Annotated in this window: 7 protein-coding genes; all 7 read right to left on the reverse strand. The window is 41.7% G+C overall.

Features of this window, described 5'->3' with window-relative positions; genetic code table 11:
- Window positions 1-13 precede the first annotated feature (13 nt).
- Window positions 14-2,413 carry an FtsX-like permease family protein gene (locus ACFOSV_RS16205; RefSeq protein ID WP_377907090.1) on the reverse strand — a complete coding sequence of 800 codons (2,400 nt, stop codon included), beginning with the start codon at window positions 2,411-2,413 and terminating at the stop codon, window positions 14-16.
- A gap of 309 nt (window positions 2,414-2,722) precedes the next feature.
- On the reverse strand, window positions 2,723-4,072 hold the full coding sequence (locus tag ACFOSV_RS16210; protein WP_377907091.1) for a Gfo/Idh/MocA family protein: 1,350 nt from the start codon (window positions 4,070-4,072) through the stop codon (window positions 2,723-2,725).
- Between the two features lie 20 nt (window positions 4,073-4,092).
- The gene (locus ACFOSV_RS16215; protein WP_377907092.1) at window positions 4,093-4,743 is read right to left on the reverse strand and encodes a 3-keto-disaccharide hydrolase; all 651 of its coding nucleotides are present in this window, start codon (window positions 4,741-4,743) and stop codon (window positions 4,093-4,095) included.
- A gap of 199 nt (window positions 4,744-4,942) precedes the next feature.
- On the reverse strand, window positions 4,943-7,354 hold the full coding sequence (locus ACFOSV_RS16220; RefSeq protein ID WP_377907093.1) for an ABC transporter permease: 2,412 nt from the start codon (window positions 7,352-7,354) through the stop codon (window positions 4,943-4,945).
- A gap of 62 nt (window positions 7,355-7,416) precedes the next feature.
- Window positions 7,417-9,831, reverse strand: coding sequence for an ABC transporter permease (locus tag ACFOSV_RS16225; RefSeq protein WP_377907094.1), 2,415 nt, complete (start codon window positions 9,829-9,831; stop codon window positions 7,417-7,419).
- A gap of 226 nt (window positions 9,832-10,057) precedes the next feature.
- Window positions 10,058-12,502, reverse strand: a complete 2,445-nt coding sequence (locus ACFOSV_RS16230) for an ABC transporter permease (protein WP_377907095.1) — start codon at window positions 12,500-12,502, stop codon at window positions 10,058-10,060.
- A gap of 82 nt (window positions 12,503-12,584) precedes the next feature.
- The gene (locus ACFOSV_RS16235) at window positions 12,585-15,056 is read right to left on the reverse strand and encodes an ABC transporter permease (RefSeq protein WP_377907096.1); all 2,472 of its coding nucleotides are present in this window, start codon (window positions 15,054-15,056) and stop codon (window positions 12,585-12,587) included.
- Between the last annotated feature and the right edge of the window lie 148 nt (window positions 15,057-15,204).

Here is a 15,204-nt window from a genome sequence, read left to right on the forward strand (position 1 = left end):
TTTAGTATTCTATTTATTCACTTTTGAGAGTTTTGGAAGGGTTTAACTGGAAGACTTTCCAGGCCCGGTATCCAATCGTCAGGATCGCCAAGAGTAGTACTACACCTATTGACATGGCAAAAGGCCAGATGGTGATTTCCGTTCGGTTGGAAAAATCTTGAAGCCAAGAGTTGCCAAACCAAAGCCCGAAGCCTACGGCTAATGCCGCGGATATGACCAGTAATTTGAAAAAATCCGCTGCCAATACTTGGATTACGCTGGTTTGGGTGGCACCCAATACTTTCCGGATACTGATCTCGCGCGTTCTTCGTAAGGCCACATACGAAACGAGCCCAAACAAACCCATGCAAGCGATGAATATCGCAATCCCGGAAAACAAAGCGAAGATTTGACTGATTCGCTGTTCGGAGGCATACATTTGACCGTAAGCCGCATCCACGAATTCATAATTGAAAGGTCTATTAGCCACAGTCTCCTTCCATACAGATTCTAAGGCAGCCAGATGCTCGGCAGGGTTTCCTGTTGGTAATTTAACGAGCAATACATTGGCATTATCAGGGTCATTATAGATCACCAAAGGTCCCACTTCGTGGTGCAGGGAATTAAAATAAAAGTCTTTAACCACACCTTTGATCACTCCCATTCCAAAACCCAAATTCACATTTTTACCTATGGCCTCTTCAGCCGTCCAACCCATTTTTTTAATAGCAAACTCATTGAATAAAACCGGATGTACTGCCTCACTTTTCCTAGCCTCTTGTCGGGTAGGATCAGCTTCGGTAAAATTTTCACCTGCCAACAATTCCAAATCGAGAGTTTTTACAATATCACGATCCACAGAGTATCCAGTGATCATAAATTCCTCGGTATTATCCCCACCGGGAAAAATACTATAACCAGCCTGAATAAAAATTGGACTATCAGCTGCTCTAGCGACAGATCGGGCGGCACCCTTACGGATCATTTCATCCTTGATAGTGGAAATTCCATCGCGCATGCTATAGTGATAGCTAAGGGAAATCAAGCGTTCCTGATCATAGCCCAGATTCACATCTTGCATGTAGTTCAATTGAGATTGGACAATAAATGTGGCGATCAAAAGTCCCATGGAAATAAAGAATTGGAATACTACGAGGGATTTTCTTACCCAAGCCCCTCCTCCTATTTTCACGGTATTGCCCAAAGCTTTGATAGGCTCCATCCCAGAAAGAATCAATGAGGGATAAATCCCAGCCAAGAGCCCTACAAGTAAGAGCAATACTGCAAGGCCCCCAATCGCTTCAGGAGAAAGCAAGGTCCCTCCACCTATTGGAAAACCGCTAAAGCTCGAAAACTGAGGAGCCAAAAGGTAAATGCATAGAATACTCAAAAGCATCGCCGCGAAAGTCAAAAGCAAGGACTCAGAGACAAACTGTCCAAAAAGCTGAAAACGACCAGCTCCCATCACTTTTCTAAGGCCTACTTCCTTATTCCTCTCAGTTGCCTCAGCCGTAGCCAGATTCACATAGTTGATTACCCCAATTGCGATTAATAGAATGGCGACAATCCCGAAAATATATAAGTACTTGATGTCCGTGACAGGTTTGATATTATTGAGAGACTCATCCCCCAGATGAATATCCGTCACTGGCTGGAGAAAAAAGGCAGTTTTAAAGCCATATTCTTCCATATCCGCACCTAAGTACTTATCCTTCATGACATCCAACTTGGATTTAAAAATGTCCAGATCAGCGCCTTCTTTAAGCTTGACATAGGTATAATAGTTACTCGGCGACCATTCTGGGTTTTTGCCATGGCGATGCGTGAGAAATGAGGCTATAAAATCAAAATCGATATGGCTATTGCTCGGAAAATCCTCCATCACGCCAGAAATCAAATAATCCTGCCCATCCACCTTGAGGGTCTTTCCCTCAGCACTCAAGACCGATCCAAAATACCTCTCGGCAGTAGATTTCGTAAGCACTAGTTGATTGGGCTGACTCAGTACAGTCTTTGGGTTACCAGTAAGCATCTCAAAATCAAAGACCTCATAAAACCGTGAATCGGCGAGGGCAAATTTTTTCTCCTCCTGAGAATCTCCCGCATTATCAATCACAACAGATTGAAAAATACTCAAGTCAAAGATGAGTGTAGCGGACTCTGCTTCGTCAAACTCTTCTAAAACTGTCGGTACCAAAGAAGATGGCGTACTACTGTACAATTCATTTTCCCCCATAGATGCGAAACTCTGGGTGAATCTGTAAATCCGGTCCGAATCAGTGTACATTCTGTCATAGCTCCACTCATGTTTTATGTAGAGTGAAATCAAAATAAAACTGACAAGTGCCACAGTCAATCCTAGTAAATTGATCGCTGTGTAAAGCTTTCTCTTTCTTAGATTTCGAAAAGATATTTTTAGATAGTTTTTCCACATAGCCTTAAATAGTCTGATTGGTTTTGCTCGTCAAGCGAGATAGTTGGTTTAGCTTTCAAAATGACACAGACCATTACCCCACTTTTATGCCATAAAAAAAGCCCCAGAATAAGCTTCTGAGGCTATTTTTTATAGATTGGACCGTAATTTAGACGAACATTTTTGTTCGCTAGCGAACGATTTACCAAATCAGAACTCGTTATTCAAGATCCGTTCACTTATCAACTTGGCTCTGGTTCCTGAATTTTAAAATCTCCGAACCAAAGTCTTATCTCTTGATTCTTGTCTATTGGTTCTTTGGTCTTGCTCCTAAAATTTTCTGTATTTCGAATCCAAATACTTATTCGCTTCCTTCTCATCAAACTTTGCCTTTTTACTATTCCAGTGAAGTGTTTGGCCAGGGAATCTCCCTGCAATCACCCCGAGCAAAATAGTCTCAGTCAAGCGAGCTGAGTAGGAAAAAGGAGCAGTGGTTTCGCCTTTGCCCAAGCAAGCGTCGACAAACTGATGATAATGCTTCTTGCTTTCAGAGGCGTAGTCTTTAACTGGCTTTCCAAGGTTATATTTCTCAATGTCCATTTCCACATACTGACCATCTACGATTTTACGCGGCAATTGCTGGAAATGTGGTAAAAGCAATCTTCCTTTTTCTCCCAAAAACATCGCTCCCTGATCCGGCAGCTGTTCTCCATTTGGAAGTTTTAAATCTTCGTGCTCTGGTGGCGCTCCTGGACCATCATACCACACCCACTTGAGAGTTTCTGCAGTATACTTGGTCTGAGGAAATTCATAGGTCACCGTATTATTCACCGGATATCCAAAACCGTTTGGCTCGCGGCATTCATTGACAATTGTCCGTGGTACGTCAAGCTCCAAGGCATTGTACGGAGTATCAAAAATATGTACGCCCATATCTCCCAATGTCCCGCATCCGTAATCGACCAGTTGGCGCCAGTTTCCAGGATGATAAACATCCTTTTTATAAGGTCGCTCTGCTGAAGTTCCTAGCCAAAGGTTCCAATCTAAAGTTTCGGGTACCGGATCGCTCCCCACAGGAGGAGGCCCATCATATCCCCAGTTTTTGGGAGACCATGCGCGAACAGTATGAACTTTGCCGATAATCCCATCTTGAATGAGCAGTGTGGCTAGCTTGTAATCATAAAAGGAATGAACCTGAATCCCCATTTGAGTAACCAGATTCTTCTTGGCTGCCAATTTATTCATCGCCCGAGCTTCTGTCACATGATGCGTCAAAGGCTTCTGACAGTAGACCGGCTTATCCATCTTCATCGCCATCATAGATGCTGGAGCATGTGTATGGTCTGGAGTGGAAACGATCACGGCATCCACGTCCCCTTCCATTTCCTTTAGCATCACACGATAGTCGGAATACGTTTTTGCATTAGGGAACATCTTCTGGGCTGCCGCCAGGTTATTGCTATCTACATCACAAAGCGCTGTTACATCCACTAACTCGTGAGAAGAAATAGCCTTCAGGTCTTCCATTCCCATATTTCCTACTCCAATGTGCGCGGTTCTCAGCCTTCCGTTTGCTCTAGCCTGCGCCAAAAGCGAAGGCGCTATGGACAAACCTAAAAGGCCTAGCCCTGATTTTTTGATAAATTCTCTTCTGTCATTTGACAAGTGCTGCTGCTTCATCTGTTTGAATTTTATGATTGTTATTTCAATTCCTTGATTTGGATATTTCTAAAATAGAGGACATCTCCATGCCCTAAAAAACCAATATGCCCGGAGCTGCGCTCTAGACCTGGGTGTTCTTTTTTGTCCAGAGTACCTTCTTTGCTCGCCTCGAGATAATCTCCCTGAAGAATGGTTGTTCCATTGAGAATCACTTGGATTTTCGGATGATTTACGATTACCGTTTGTTTATTCCACTCACCCACCGGTTTCAAAAAACCACGTCTCGCAGGAATCACGCCATAGACGGATCCATGGTATTGATAATCCTGAAGCTCAGCATATTTTTTTGCTCGATTGTCTAAAATCTGTATCTCCTTACCTACATAGGCTGCATCTCCTTCGAGTGGCGCATGTATTCCCAGTCCATTATTCGCGCCTGGTGTTAGTTTGAATTCAAAATTGAGAATGAAATTACCGTACTCCTTTTCAGTGTAAAGATTTCCTCCACCATCGCCATCAGGATTGATCACAATCATCCCATTTTCTGCCCGATAGGAGTCTTTATTCCCAATCCATCCATCAAGATTTTTACCATTAAAGAGTTTCGTAAAACCTGTTTCTTGCGCAACAAGGCTACTCCCAGTCATTAAAAAGCCTAAAAATAAAATAAGATTGAATACTCGAAACATGGTCACGCGGATTAAAATACAACTTAAAAGCAGAGCAGGCTCTTCTGCAAGTTAACTTTTCATCCGAATATTCCTCTTTTTAACTTATTTAAAAATATGTATTACACCAATGGGGCTTCATTGATTTTTTCGATAAAGAAAGGTATCAAATTATCCAAAGTCTACTTTCGACTTTGGACTATGGATTCGGCCCCTTTAATTATTCGCTTTTCAACACCTTCGCAGGGTTATTAGAAGAAGCAACATAAGAGTGAACCCCTACAATCAGCAAACAAATCGCAAGTACCCCAAATCCGGAAAGTAGATATATGATGTAGGGCATATCGATTCGATTGTGGAATCCACCCAGCCAGTCATTCAAGAAATAATAGGCGGGATAAATTGCTAGCAAAAAGGATACTCCCACAAGGATCACGTATTCCCTCGAAATCAAGATTAAGATCTGCTGGAAGCTCGCCCCTAGTACTTTTCGAATGCTGATTTCCTTGGTGCGTTGGGCTATGGTAAATGATGAAAGTCCAAACAAGCCCATACAGGAAATCAAAATTGCCAATCCACAGGCAAAACCCAAGACGTTTCTGATTTTGATGTCTTCACGATAAAACTTGTCAATTTCTGCATCCAAAAAAGCGAAGGAAACCTGCTCTTCCGGATAGATGCTGGCATATATTCGTTCTAAGTTTTCTTTGGCTATGGACAAATTTTGGTCGCTCTGAAGCTTGACCGAAATGGTCTGAAAATAGGTTGGCTCTGTTTTCATCAACATTGGCCGAATGTCTTCGCGCAAGGTTCTTGAATGAAAATCATCAATCACTCCAATGATCCTAAACTGCTGGTCGGCATGCCGGACCTCCTGACCGATGGCTTCATTCGGTGTTGCAATTTCAGTGGTATTCAAGAAAGAGCGGTTAACCAAAATCTCATCACTAGATTTGATTTTGTCCGTACCGGCCAGAAGCGGAATCCCATTCACTCCCACAAATGCAGAGTCAACATTCATAACCTGAACAAAAAATTCGAAATCGGCAGAATCTCTGGCAATGGCCGCATCTGAAGTCCACAAACTTGTAGACGAAACCAAACTCCCACTCAAACTTGCACCTTTAACTGAGGATTCTTGGCTCAAACGCGATTGAAGGAGCAGCATATCATTTGGATCTGACATAAAAGGAAGTGAAGTATGAAGCACTGCCTCTTTGTCAAAACCAAGCGGCTGACTACTTACAAATCTCAATTGAGCCTGAAGGACCACCACCAAGATGATAAAGGCAATGGAGGTCGCAAATTGGAGCACGGTTAAATTTTTCCGAAGGAAAGCTCCCAGAGAAAATTTGCCTGCTTTTTGAAGCTCACCTTTAAGTGCCTGTTGCGCCTGATAGCCAGAGAGGACAAGGGCCGGATAAATCCCTGTCATCAACGCCAGTAAGACTGGAAATGCCAAATAGAACCCAAGATTCAAAATAGAAGTGTATTCTATTCTAAAGTTGGTTGGAAAATACGGTGCAAATAAAATATGTAACCCTTCCACCAAAATCATCCCAATGGCCGAGCTCAAAACCACCAATAGGAGGGTTTCGCTTAGAAACTGAAAAATCAGCTCACTTCTGCTTCCACCAATAGTTTTTCGAATCCCTACTTCTTTGGATCGATTGATCGCTTGGGCAGTTTCAAGATTAATGAAATTCAGCGCAGCTAAAATCAAAATTATAAATCCGATAAAGATCAGCCCATTGAGAAAAACTTTAGAGACTTGATCATTGGAATAATTCTGAGAAAAGTGCATTTCGCTAAGGGGTTCGGCGAAAAAACTTGTGGCGTATTCAGTTTCTTTTTCAAAATACTTGGAAACAACTGGTTTAAGATCCTCGCCTAGACTGTCTTTGGTTTTTCCTTCACTCGCCTTTACAAAGAGCTGGGAACTCGAATTCACACTGCCCCATAAATGAATGCCAAACCACTCTTTTTGCTCCTCAGTAGCAATAGAAGCAAAGGAAATAAAGTCTTGAAAGATAAAATCAGTGTTTTGTTTATAATCTTCAATCACGCCAGTAATCTGAGCTGGAAAACTATCTGTATCGACAAAAATCAATTCTCTCCCAAGCACGTCCTGAGGCTGGGAACCTGGAAAATATTTATGGAGACTAGTCTCGGAAATAACCGCTGTATTTGGCAACTCAAGAGCGGAAGCAGAATTTCCGGCAAGCCATTTTCTGGGGAAAATCTCAAAAAAACCAGGATCTGCGAAGGTCACCAGATCGGATCGGCCAAATGATTTTTGATTCTCAGGATCGGCCACCAAAGTTTGATAAAGCGTGTAGAGCCTACCCTTAGCCTCGATCCCACTCAGGTCTGTGTCGATCACCTCTCCAAGCGGTCCTGGAGTGCCAGAATTGGGATAATTCCCTCCTTCTCCCCAATCTGTCAAGGTTGTAATTCTAAAGATGCGGTCAGCATCTGGATGGAAGGTGTCAAAGCTATTCGAATAGTTGACCACATTGTAAATCAAAAAACAAATGGCAATCCCTATGGACAAGCCAAGAACATGAATCACCGACCTCATCTTATTTCGAGATAAGTTTCTGAAAGCGATTTTTAGATAGTTGGTCAACATAGAATAGCTCAGTTAATGTGCAAAAAGGTTTTGTAGACTATTTAAGTCCGCCATTTGATCACTTATTCATCATTTTTTAATAATGCGGCAGGGTTGATCAATACCGCTCTTAGCGTTTGAAAAGCCGAGGCTGACAAGAAAATCAAGCAAACCATAAAAGCCGGAAGGAGGTAAAACCACCAACCCAGCGAAACACTGATTGGAAATTCCTGCAGCCATCCAGAAAAAACAAAATATGACAAGGGAATACCCAAGAGGAAACAGGCCGAAAGCCAAATTCCATATTCACCTGAAATCAACCCTAATAGTTCTGCGCCAGTTGCTCCAAGAATCTTGCGAATGCTTATTTCTTTATTTTTTTGAAGTACAAATTGAGAAGTTACACCAAAAATACCCATGATGGCAACGACGATGGCTACCAAGCTAGCCAAACCGAAAATCTTGACGAATTGCTTTTCGCTTTTGTATTGCTTGTCAAAATGCTCGTCTATAAAATAGTATTCAAATGGAGATTGAGGAAAGTTCGTACGAAATACATCACCTACCTCGGCAATAAGTTCATCCGTTCTATCTGTTGGCTCGGTATCTAAAATGTAATAATTCAAATCTCCGGGCGAATAGGATAAAATCATGGGCTCTACTTTACTATTTACTCCTTCTTGGTAGTAATTTTCTACCACCCCAGCTATTCGAGCCAAACCATTCCCAGTTTGTAGCTGCTTACCAATTGCGGCATCAGCATCTTCAAATCCCAAGGCTTCTAAGGCGCGCTGATTAATAATTGCTTCTTCACCCTCAGCTTTTGGATTAAAGATTTTTCCCGCTAAAAAATCTAGATTAAATAACTCAAAATATTCCGTGCTCACATGAAGCAAACTAAACATAGCACCGTTTCTTTCTTTCCCCTCTATATGAATGGCATCCGACCTCCAGTACACCTCATTGCCAGGAATTTCATTAGCAGCTGCAATACCTTTGACTTGAGCAAGACTGCCGATGGTTGATTTCATTTTTTCTTGGTAATTACCACTGCCCTCCACAAAAAGCATTGGAGACCTCACGACAATCTTATCAGCTAATTCAATACCGAGATGCTGAGATCTCATAAATCCGAGTTGCTTGTAAATGGTCAGGACTCCCGAAATGATGACCAAGCAAAAAACTAATTGTAAGACCAAAAATGGACGCATCAAACCATGGTTTAATCTGATTTTGAGATTCCCTTTCAGCGATTTAGCTGGCGCATAAGAACTGACCAAAAGTGCAGGATAAAATCCAGAGGCAAGTGTACCACCAACCCATAAAGCCAATAACCAAGGCCAATAGGAACTGATGGCAAAAGAATCTGCGGATAGTCCAAGGTCCAGCGACTTATTGATCAAGCCACCAAAAGAAAATACGATCAACCATCCCAGCACAATCGCCATTAGATTGATCATCAAAGACTCAAAAAGGAATTGGATAATCAGTTGAGACCTAGATCCACCAGACACTTTCCTTACTCCTATTTCTCGCAGTCTATTGATAGCCTTCGTATTGGCAATATTGATGCTATTGAGGTAAACCATGAGCAAAACAAAAACCCCAATCCATATAAAGTACTTCAGGTTTTGGCCATCCACACCTTGCGTGTATTCTCCTGCATAGTCGAGATTGGTGTGAATGTCAGTTACCGGCTGAAGATCCAACTCCCATTTCGTATTGGTTTTCTTCAGTTGTTCACCATAGTGTCGCTGGAGGCTTTGGTTTACCGCTGACGTGACTAGGTTCAAATCTGCACTTTCATTTACTTTGAGAAAAGTATATTGATTTAGCCAATCAAATGACTGATCTATTTCGTCTCCGATGAAATGATTGAGAGTGGCATATGAAACAAGGATTTCTGGTCGGAGATGTCTATTCTCTGGAATATTTTCAAAAACTCCAGCTACTTGAAAATCTACCGTTCCATCAAAATTTGTACTGTTGATTTTCAGGGTTTTTCCGATTGGATCCACCTCTTGAAAAATTTTCTGAGCCGTAGACTCAGAAAGATATGCGGTAAGGGGTTCATTGATTTCTTGAAGAGTACCCGCCTTGAGATTTAAATCATAGAAGTCAAAATAATTTGCATCGGTTAAGAAAATCTGAAGCTCCCGAATGTAATCCTCATCAAATCCAGCGATTACTTCTCCCATAATTACAAATCGAGAAAAAGACTCAATATCAGAGACGTCTTGAGCTAAATGCATTCCCATCGCAGGTGAAGTCCTTGCACTTTTGCCCATTTCATCTCCACCAACAGAAGATGTCAGGTTTAGACGGTAGATTTGCTCGGATTGCGACAAGTCGCCGTCAAAACTGAGAGTGAATTTTAGATAAATCCCAATGAGCAGCACAGCCACAATTCCAATAGTCAATCCACCAATATTGGCTAAGGAATTCACCTTATTTGCAAGGAGTTGTCTTGAAAATATTTTAAGATAATTCTGTAGCATAATCAGTTGGTTAATACAGGTTTTTTTATCCTTTTTCGACTTTTCTTTCTTTCTCCCAAAGTTTTTACGGTGATCATCGGGAGCTGGACTAGTTCATTCAACCCCTTCAGGTTTGGGTATTTTACCCCTTTGAGAATTCACACTCACGGTCTAAATCCTCCTCGGACCTGTTCATTGCTCATTTCATCCTTCACACTTCAGCCTTTAGAATTCAGCCTTCCAAACACTACTCATCTTTCAGCGTCTTCACCGGATTCATTTGAGTAGCTTTTAAAGCCTGACCAGAAACAATCAGCCCAGTAAATACCACTCCTCCAAGTGCCAATAGCAGAAAACTCAACCAAGATGGCCACTCTTTCACTGCAAACTGTTCGATCCAGTTTTGCATCAAATACCAGCTCAGCGGTAAGGCAACCAAAACTCCAACTAGCGTGATAATCAGGAATTCTCGATTAAACATCCATGAAATACTCCAGCTCGAGGCCCCGAGAACTTTTCGGATCCCTATCTCCTTGGTACGACCTGCAATAGACAGAGCCACCATGGCAAACAGACCCATAGAAGCTATTAGAATTGCGATTGATGCTGCGATAAATACCATTTTTCCGAGTCTTTCGTCAGCTTGATACTGAGCTTGGATGGTCTCATCCATAAATTCAAAATTGAAGGCCTCGCCTGGGAAAATTTTCCTCCACTCTTCTTCTAAAAGAGCCTTAAAGGATTCAAGATCTGCCCCGTTTGATCTCACCAACACCTTGGGATTGGTGCTGGAGCGAATACTAAGGTTACTAATTCCACTAAATACAGGCAATGGAGCTTTGGCAATCAAAACTGGTTCAATGGGTTGATACAAGGAAGCGTGGTGAAAATCTTTTACCAAACCCACAATTTCATGGGGATCAAAACGAGTTCCTGGAATCATCTCTGCTGTAGGATCATCCCAATTGAAGGAATTTGCAAAAGCCTCATTGACAATAAATGCGCTACTATCCGAGCCAGCATCTATACTCAATTTTCGGCCCTGGAGTAGTTCCAAGCCCATCGTTTCGAAATAATCCCCTGCAACGAAATTGACCAGGAAATTAAACTGGGTTCCATCCTCCTGAGGAAAAGCCACCTGCCAATAGGCATCATCCCCGTACGTGGCCACGGAAATGGCCGCAGAAGCCACTTCAGATCTACTGACTAGAGCCTGTCTATAGATATCTGCCTTTTTGAAACTTTCATGAAGTGAAGTCACAAAACTAGTGGAAGGAACATCTGGTACTTCCACAATGATGACCTCGTCTTTGATAAATCCTAAGTCATAGGATGTTATAGCGTTCATCTGATTGACCATAATTAAGGTACTGGCCACCAGTACAAAGGAGATGAAAAACTGAAAAGCCACTAATCCTTTTCGAAGGCCTTGCTTGCCAAAATGAATCGATAGATTTCCTTTCAAAACTTTTATCGGACGAAGTCCTGAAAGGAAAAATGCAGGGTATGCTCCAGCAATTCCAGTTATGATCACAACCAAACTGAAAAGAATCAGCAACTGAAGAGGACCATATACCAAATCAAGTTCTTTTTGGAAAAGGTCATTAAAAGTGGGAAGCAAAAGCTCAGCGAGAATCACCCCGATCACAGCTGCAATAATGGTAGTAAGGAATGCCTCCATCAAGAATTGAAGTATCAATTGCCCAAAGTTGGCGCCCATAGTTTTTCTCACTCCCACTTCTTTGGCTCTGCTAGTCGCCCTTCCAATAGCCATGGTGGTGAAATTGATGCAGGCAATTAACAAAACGAGCGATGCAATTCCTGCCAAAATCCAGAGCAAAGATTTATTGGTAGTTTCTAAGCCCCCATTGCCAGCGCTCTGAGAAAAATGCATTCCCTCGATAGGCTCAAGCGTGAAATAAAATTCTCCTTCTACAAAATCATCGCCTAGGGCCTTTTTCATTACCGAATTCATGGATTCATGAATAGAAGTAACTTGATCAGGACTCCTTAATTTCGCAATGTTTGCTCCCCAAACACTAAACCAAGAAGTCCTACCTTCCTCGTCAGAGAAAAAATCCATGTTTTCTACCGGCATTAGCATTTCAAATTGAAGTGTTGAATTTGCAGGTATATTCTTCAATAGCCCGGTGACCTGATAATCAATAAATTCATACGCCATTTTCATTCGGATGGATTTCCCAATGGGATTGGCATCGCCAAAATATTTTTCAGAAGTTTCTTCTGTAATAACTACCTGATACTTATCTCGAAGCTGAGTAGTTCGATCGCCTTGCAAAAGCTCAAAACCAAATATTTCTAAAAAATCAGGGTTAACCATCCGAAAGGACTGGCTCTGAGTACTTTCATCTGGAAGAATAGATTGAACTCCCCCACTGATGTATTGTGTAATCGCCTCAATTTGAGAGAATTCTTGACGAAATGTGGATTCTACAATCATGGGAGAACTAAAACTCTCCTGCATTTCCCCGTCAACCAGCTCATGACTCTTGATTCTAAAAATCCGATCGCTATCTGAATGGAAATTATCGAAGCTCAGCTCAAACTGGACAAAAAAGAAAATTAGAATACTTACCCCAAGTCCAAGGGAAAGCCCAATCAAATTGATTCCTGTATGAAGCTTGTGCTTCAAGAGGTTTCTAACTGCGATTTTGAAATAGTTTTTAATCATGATTTATGGGAAATATGAGTGGGTTTATATCAATGCTCCGCTTTAGCTAGGGAGCGGCTTAACTTCTTATCTTCTTAATCAATTATTCATTTTTGATGCTATCCACAGGATTTGCTTGAGCCGTTCTTAAAGACTGAATAGAGACCGTGCTGTAGGCTAAGAATAAGGAGACTGCCCCGGATACTACAAAAAACCAAATGGAAAGTGGAATACTGTATGCAAACTGAGCCAACCAATCCTTCATAAGCCAATACCCAATCGGCAAGGCTATAGCCAAGGAAATACCAACAAGAATCAAAAATTCAGAGGAAAGCTTATTTACAATCCCAACGATCGAAGCTCCAAGAACCCTCCGGATTCCGATTTCTTTTCTTCTTGCTTCTGAAGTAAAGATCGACAAACCCAAAATCCCTAAACATGAAATCAAGAGCGTGAGAAATGCGAAGCTACCTAATAAGGAACTGGTTCTTGCTTGCTGCTCATATTGCATGGATATGGCTTCATCGATAAAGTTGTAATCAAAGGGAAGTCCTGGAATCACTTTTTTCCAAGTGCCATGGAGTTCCTCCAGCATTTTAGCATCAAAACCTGAAGAGGCTTTTACAATGAGATGGCGTGCACCATTAAATGCTGCATTTTCTACTGGTAGATAGACTGTTGGAGATATGGCATAGCGAAGATCTCGCGTGTGGTAATTTTCTACCACACCGACGATATTTCCTTTGTAATTAGAAAATAATTGACCGTTTTCCTCTGTGAAGACCCTGAGCGGGGAGCTGATCGCCTCCTCAGCAGATTTATTTAAAAATGGTAAAGCTGCCTCATTTACGATCATCGCCACATTATCAAGTGCAGCAAATTGTTCCCGCATCATATAGCTGGTACCACCGTCTGCACTTTCTTCAGCAAATTCCCTTCCTGCCCTCATTTCTACTCCTAGCATCTCGAAATAATCAAAATCAACGTATTGTACATTGATTGGCTGACTGAGATCGTCAGGCATACCCGGATAATCTACCGATGGATTCCAACCAGAATCCACCCCAGGTCTGTCACTGCTGAGTTTCACATCTTCTACTCCGGGAACCTTAGCAAGTTCCTGTTTTAATGTTTCGCTATTACTCAAAGCTAGGTTACCCATTTTTACAGCAATAAGACCATCTGATTCAAATCCCATGGAGGCATTGCTCATGTAGGTATGTTGGAAGTAAGCCACAGAAGCACAAAACACGAGTAGTGTCGAAAGAACGAATTGAAAGACCACTAAAGACTGTCTCAAACCGGATTTACTTCTTCCCAAGGTAGATTCCTTTAAGATCATTTCAGGTCTCAAACCCGAGAGATAAAATGCTGGGAAAATACCAGAAACCAAGGAGCTTACCAGCCAAATACCTAGAATCAAGCCTTGCAATTGCCAGTCACCAAGGACATCGATTGGGATAATCAGACCTATACTTCGCTCAATAGCAGGACTGATCATTACCACCAGCATAAGTCCGAATAAAATAGAGATCCCATTCACGAGGATAGATTCCATCAGAAATTGTCCGATCAATTGTCCTCTTTTGGCCCCATTTACCTTTCGGATGCCAATTTCCTTCATCCGCTTGATAGCTCTCGCCGTGGCCAAATTCACATAATTGATGCAGGCTAGCACAAGGACAAAAATGCCGATGGAAAGAAAAATCCAAAGTGTCTTTTCCGACATGGAAGGGGTCCATTCACCTCTGAAGTCTGCGGTGGTATGAATATCGGATATGGGTTGTAAATAATGGATGTAGTTTTTGGCTTCTTCAGGATCTCGGTAATTCTCATTAACACTCGGAATGGCCGCGCTGATAGCAGCAGCACTCTGATTTTCGGCTACTTTTACATACGTGTAAGTTTGGGGCCACCAAAAGCTCCCGAAGTCGGCAGTGACTGGAAAATTTTCAGTGGTTTTAAAGGAGACCATACTGGAGACAAAATCAAAATCCATGTGCGTATTCATCGGAGGATTTTTCAAGACTCCTTTCACTTCAAAATCGAGATCTCCAGTAAGAGTCAAAACCTCTCCCACTGGATTCCTTTCACCAAAGTATTTTTGAGCAATTTTTTCGGTAATTACCATTTGGTAAGGATTTTCAAAAACACCTTCCCAAGAGCCTGAAATCAGTTCAAATCCAAAAAGACTTTCAAATCCCTGATCAGCGAAAATGAATTTATCCTCCCTAAAACTATCTTCTGGATAGAGGCCTTCGGGTGCTTTGGCATAAGTAGAAATTTTGATAATACTCACCACCTCATCCAGCTGGTTTTCAAATTCACTTCTCAGCATTCTTGCCGCTGCACCACCTACCCAGGCCCATTGTTGATCATTTCTCACATCTTGGACCACCCGATACAATTTGTCCTGATCGGGATGAAATGAATCATAGGATCTTTCAAACTTGACAAAAGCTAACAAAATCAGAAAACATGCTAGTCCGATTGACAAGCCAAAGACATTGATCAAAGAGAACGTTTTTTGTCTGACTAAGCTTCTCCACGCGATTTTTAGATAGTTTTTTAGCATCACTTGCTTGATTTTACTTTATGCTTTTTAGTTTCTTTTTATTTCTTGCTTACTCTGATCAATTAGAACTGGAAAGGTTAATTTCTCTAGAAGTTATTTCTATTTGATTCAAATTTTCTCTCAAGCATTACTCAATTTGCAGCCTTCT

It is taken from the genome of Algoriphagus namhaensis (genome assembly GCF_042649705.1).
Classification (GTDB): Bacteria; Bacteroidota; Bacteroidia; order Cytophagales; family Cyclobacteriaceae; genus Algoriphagus; species Algoriphagus namhaensis.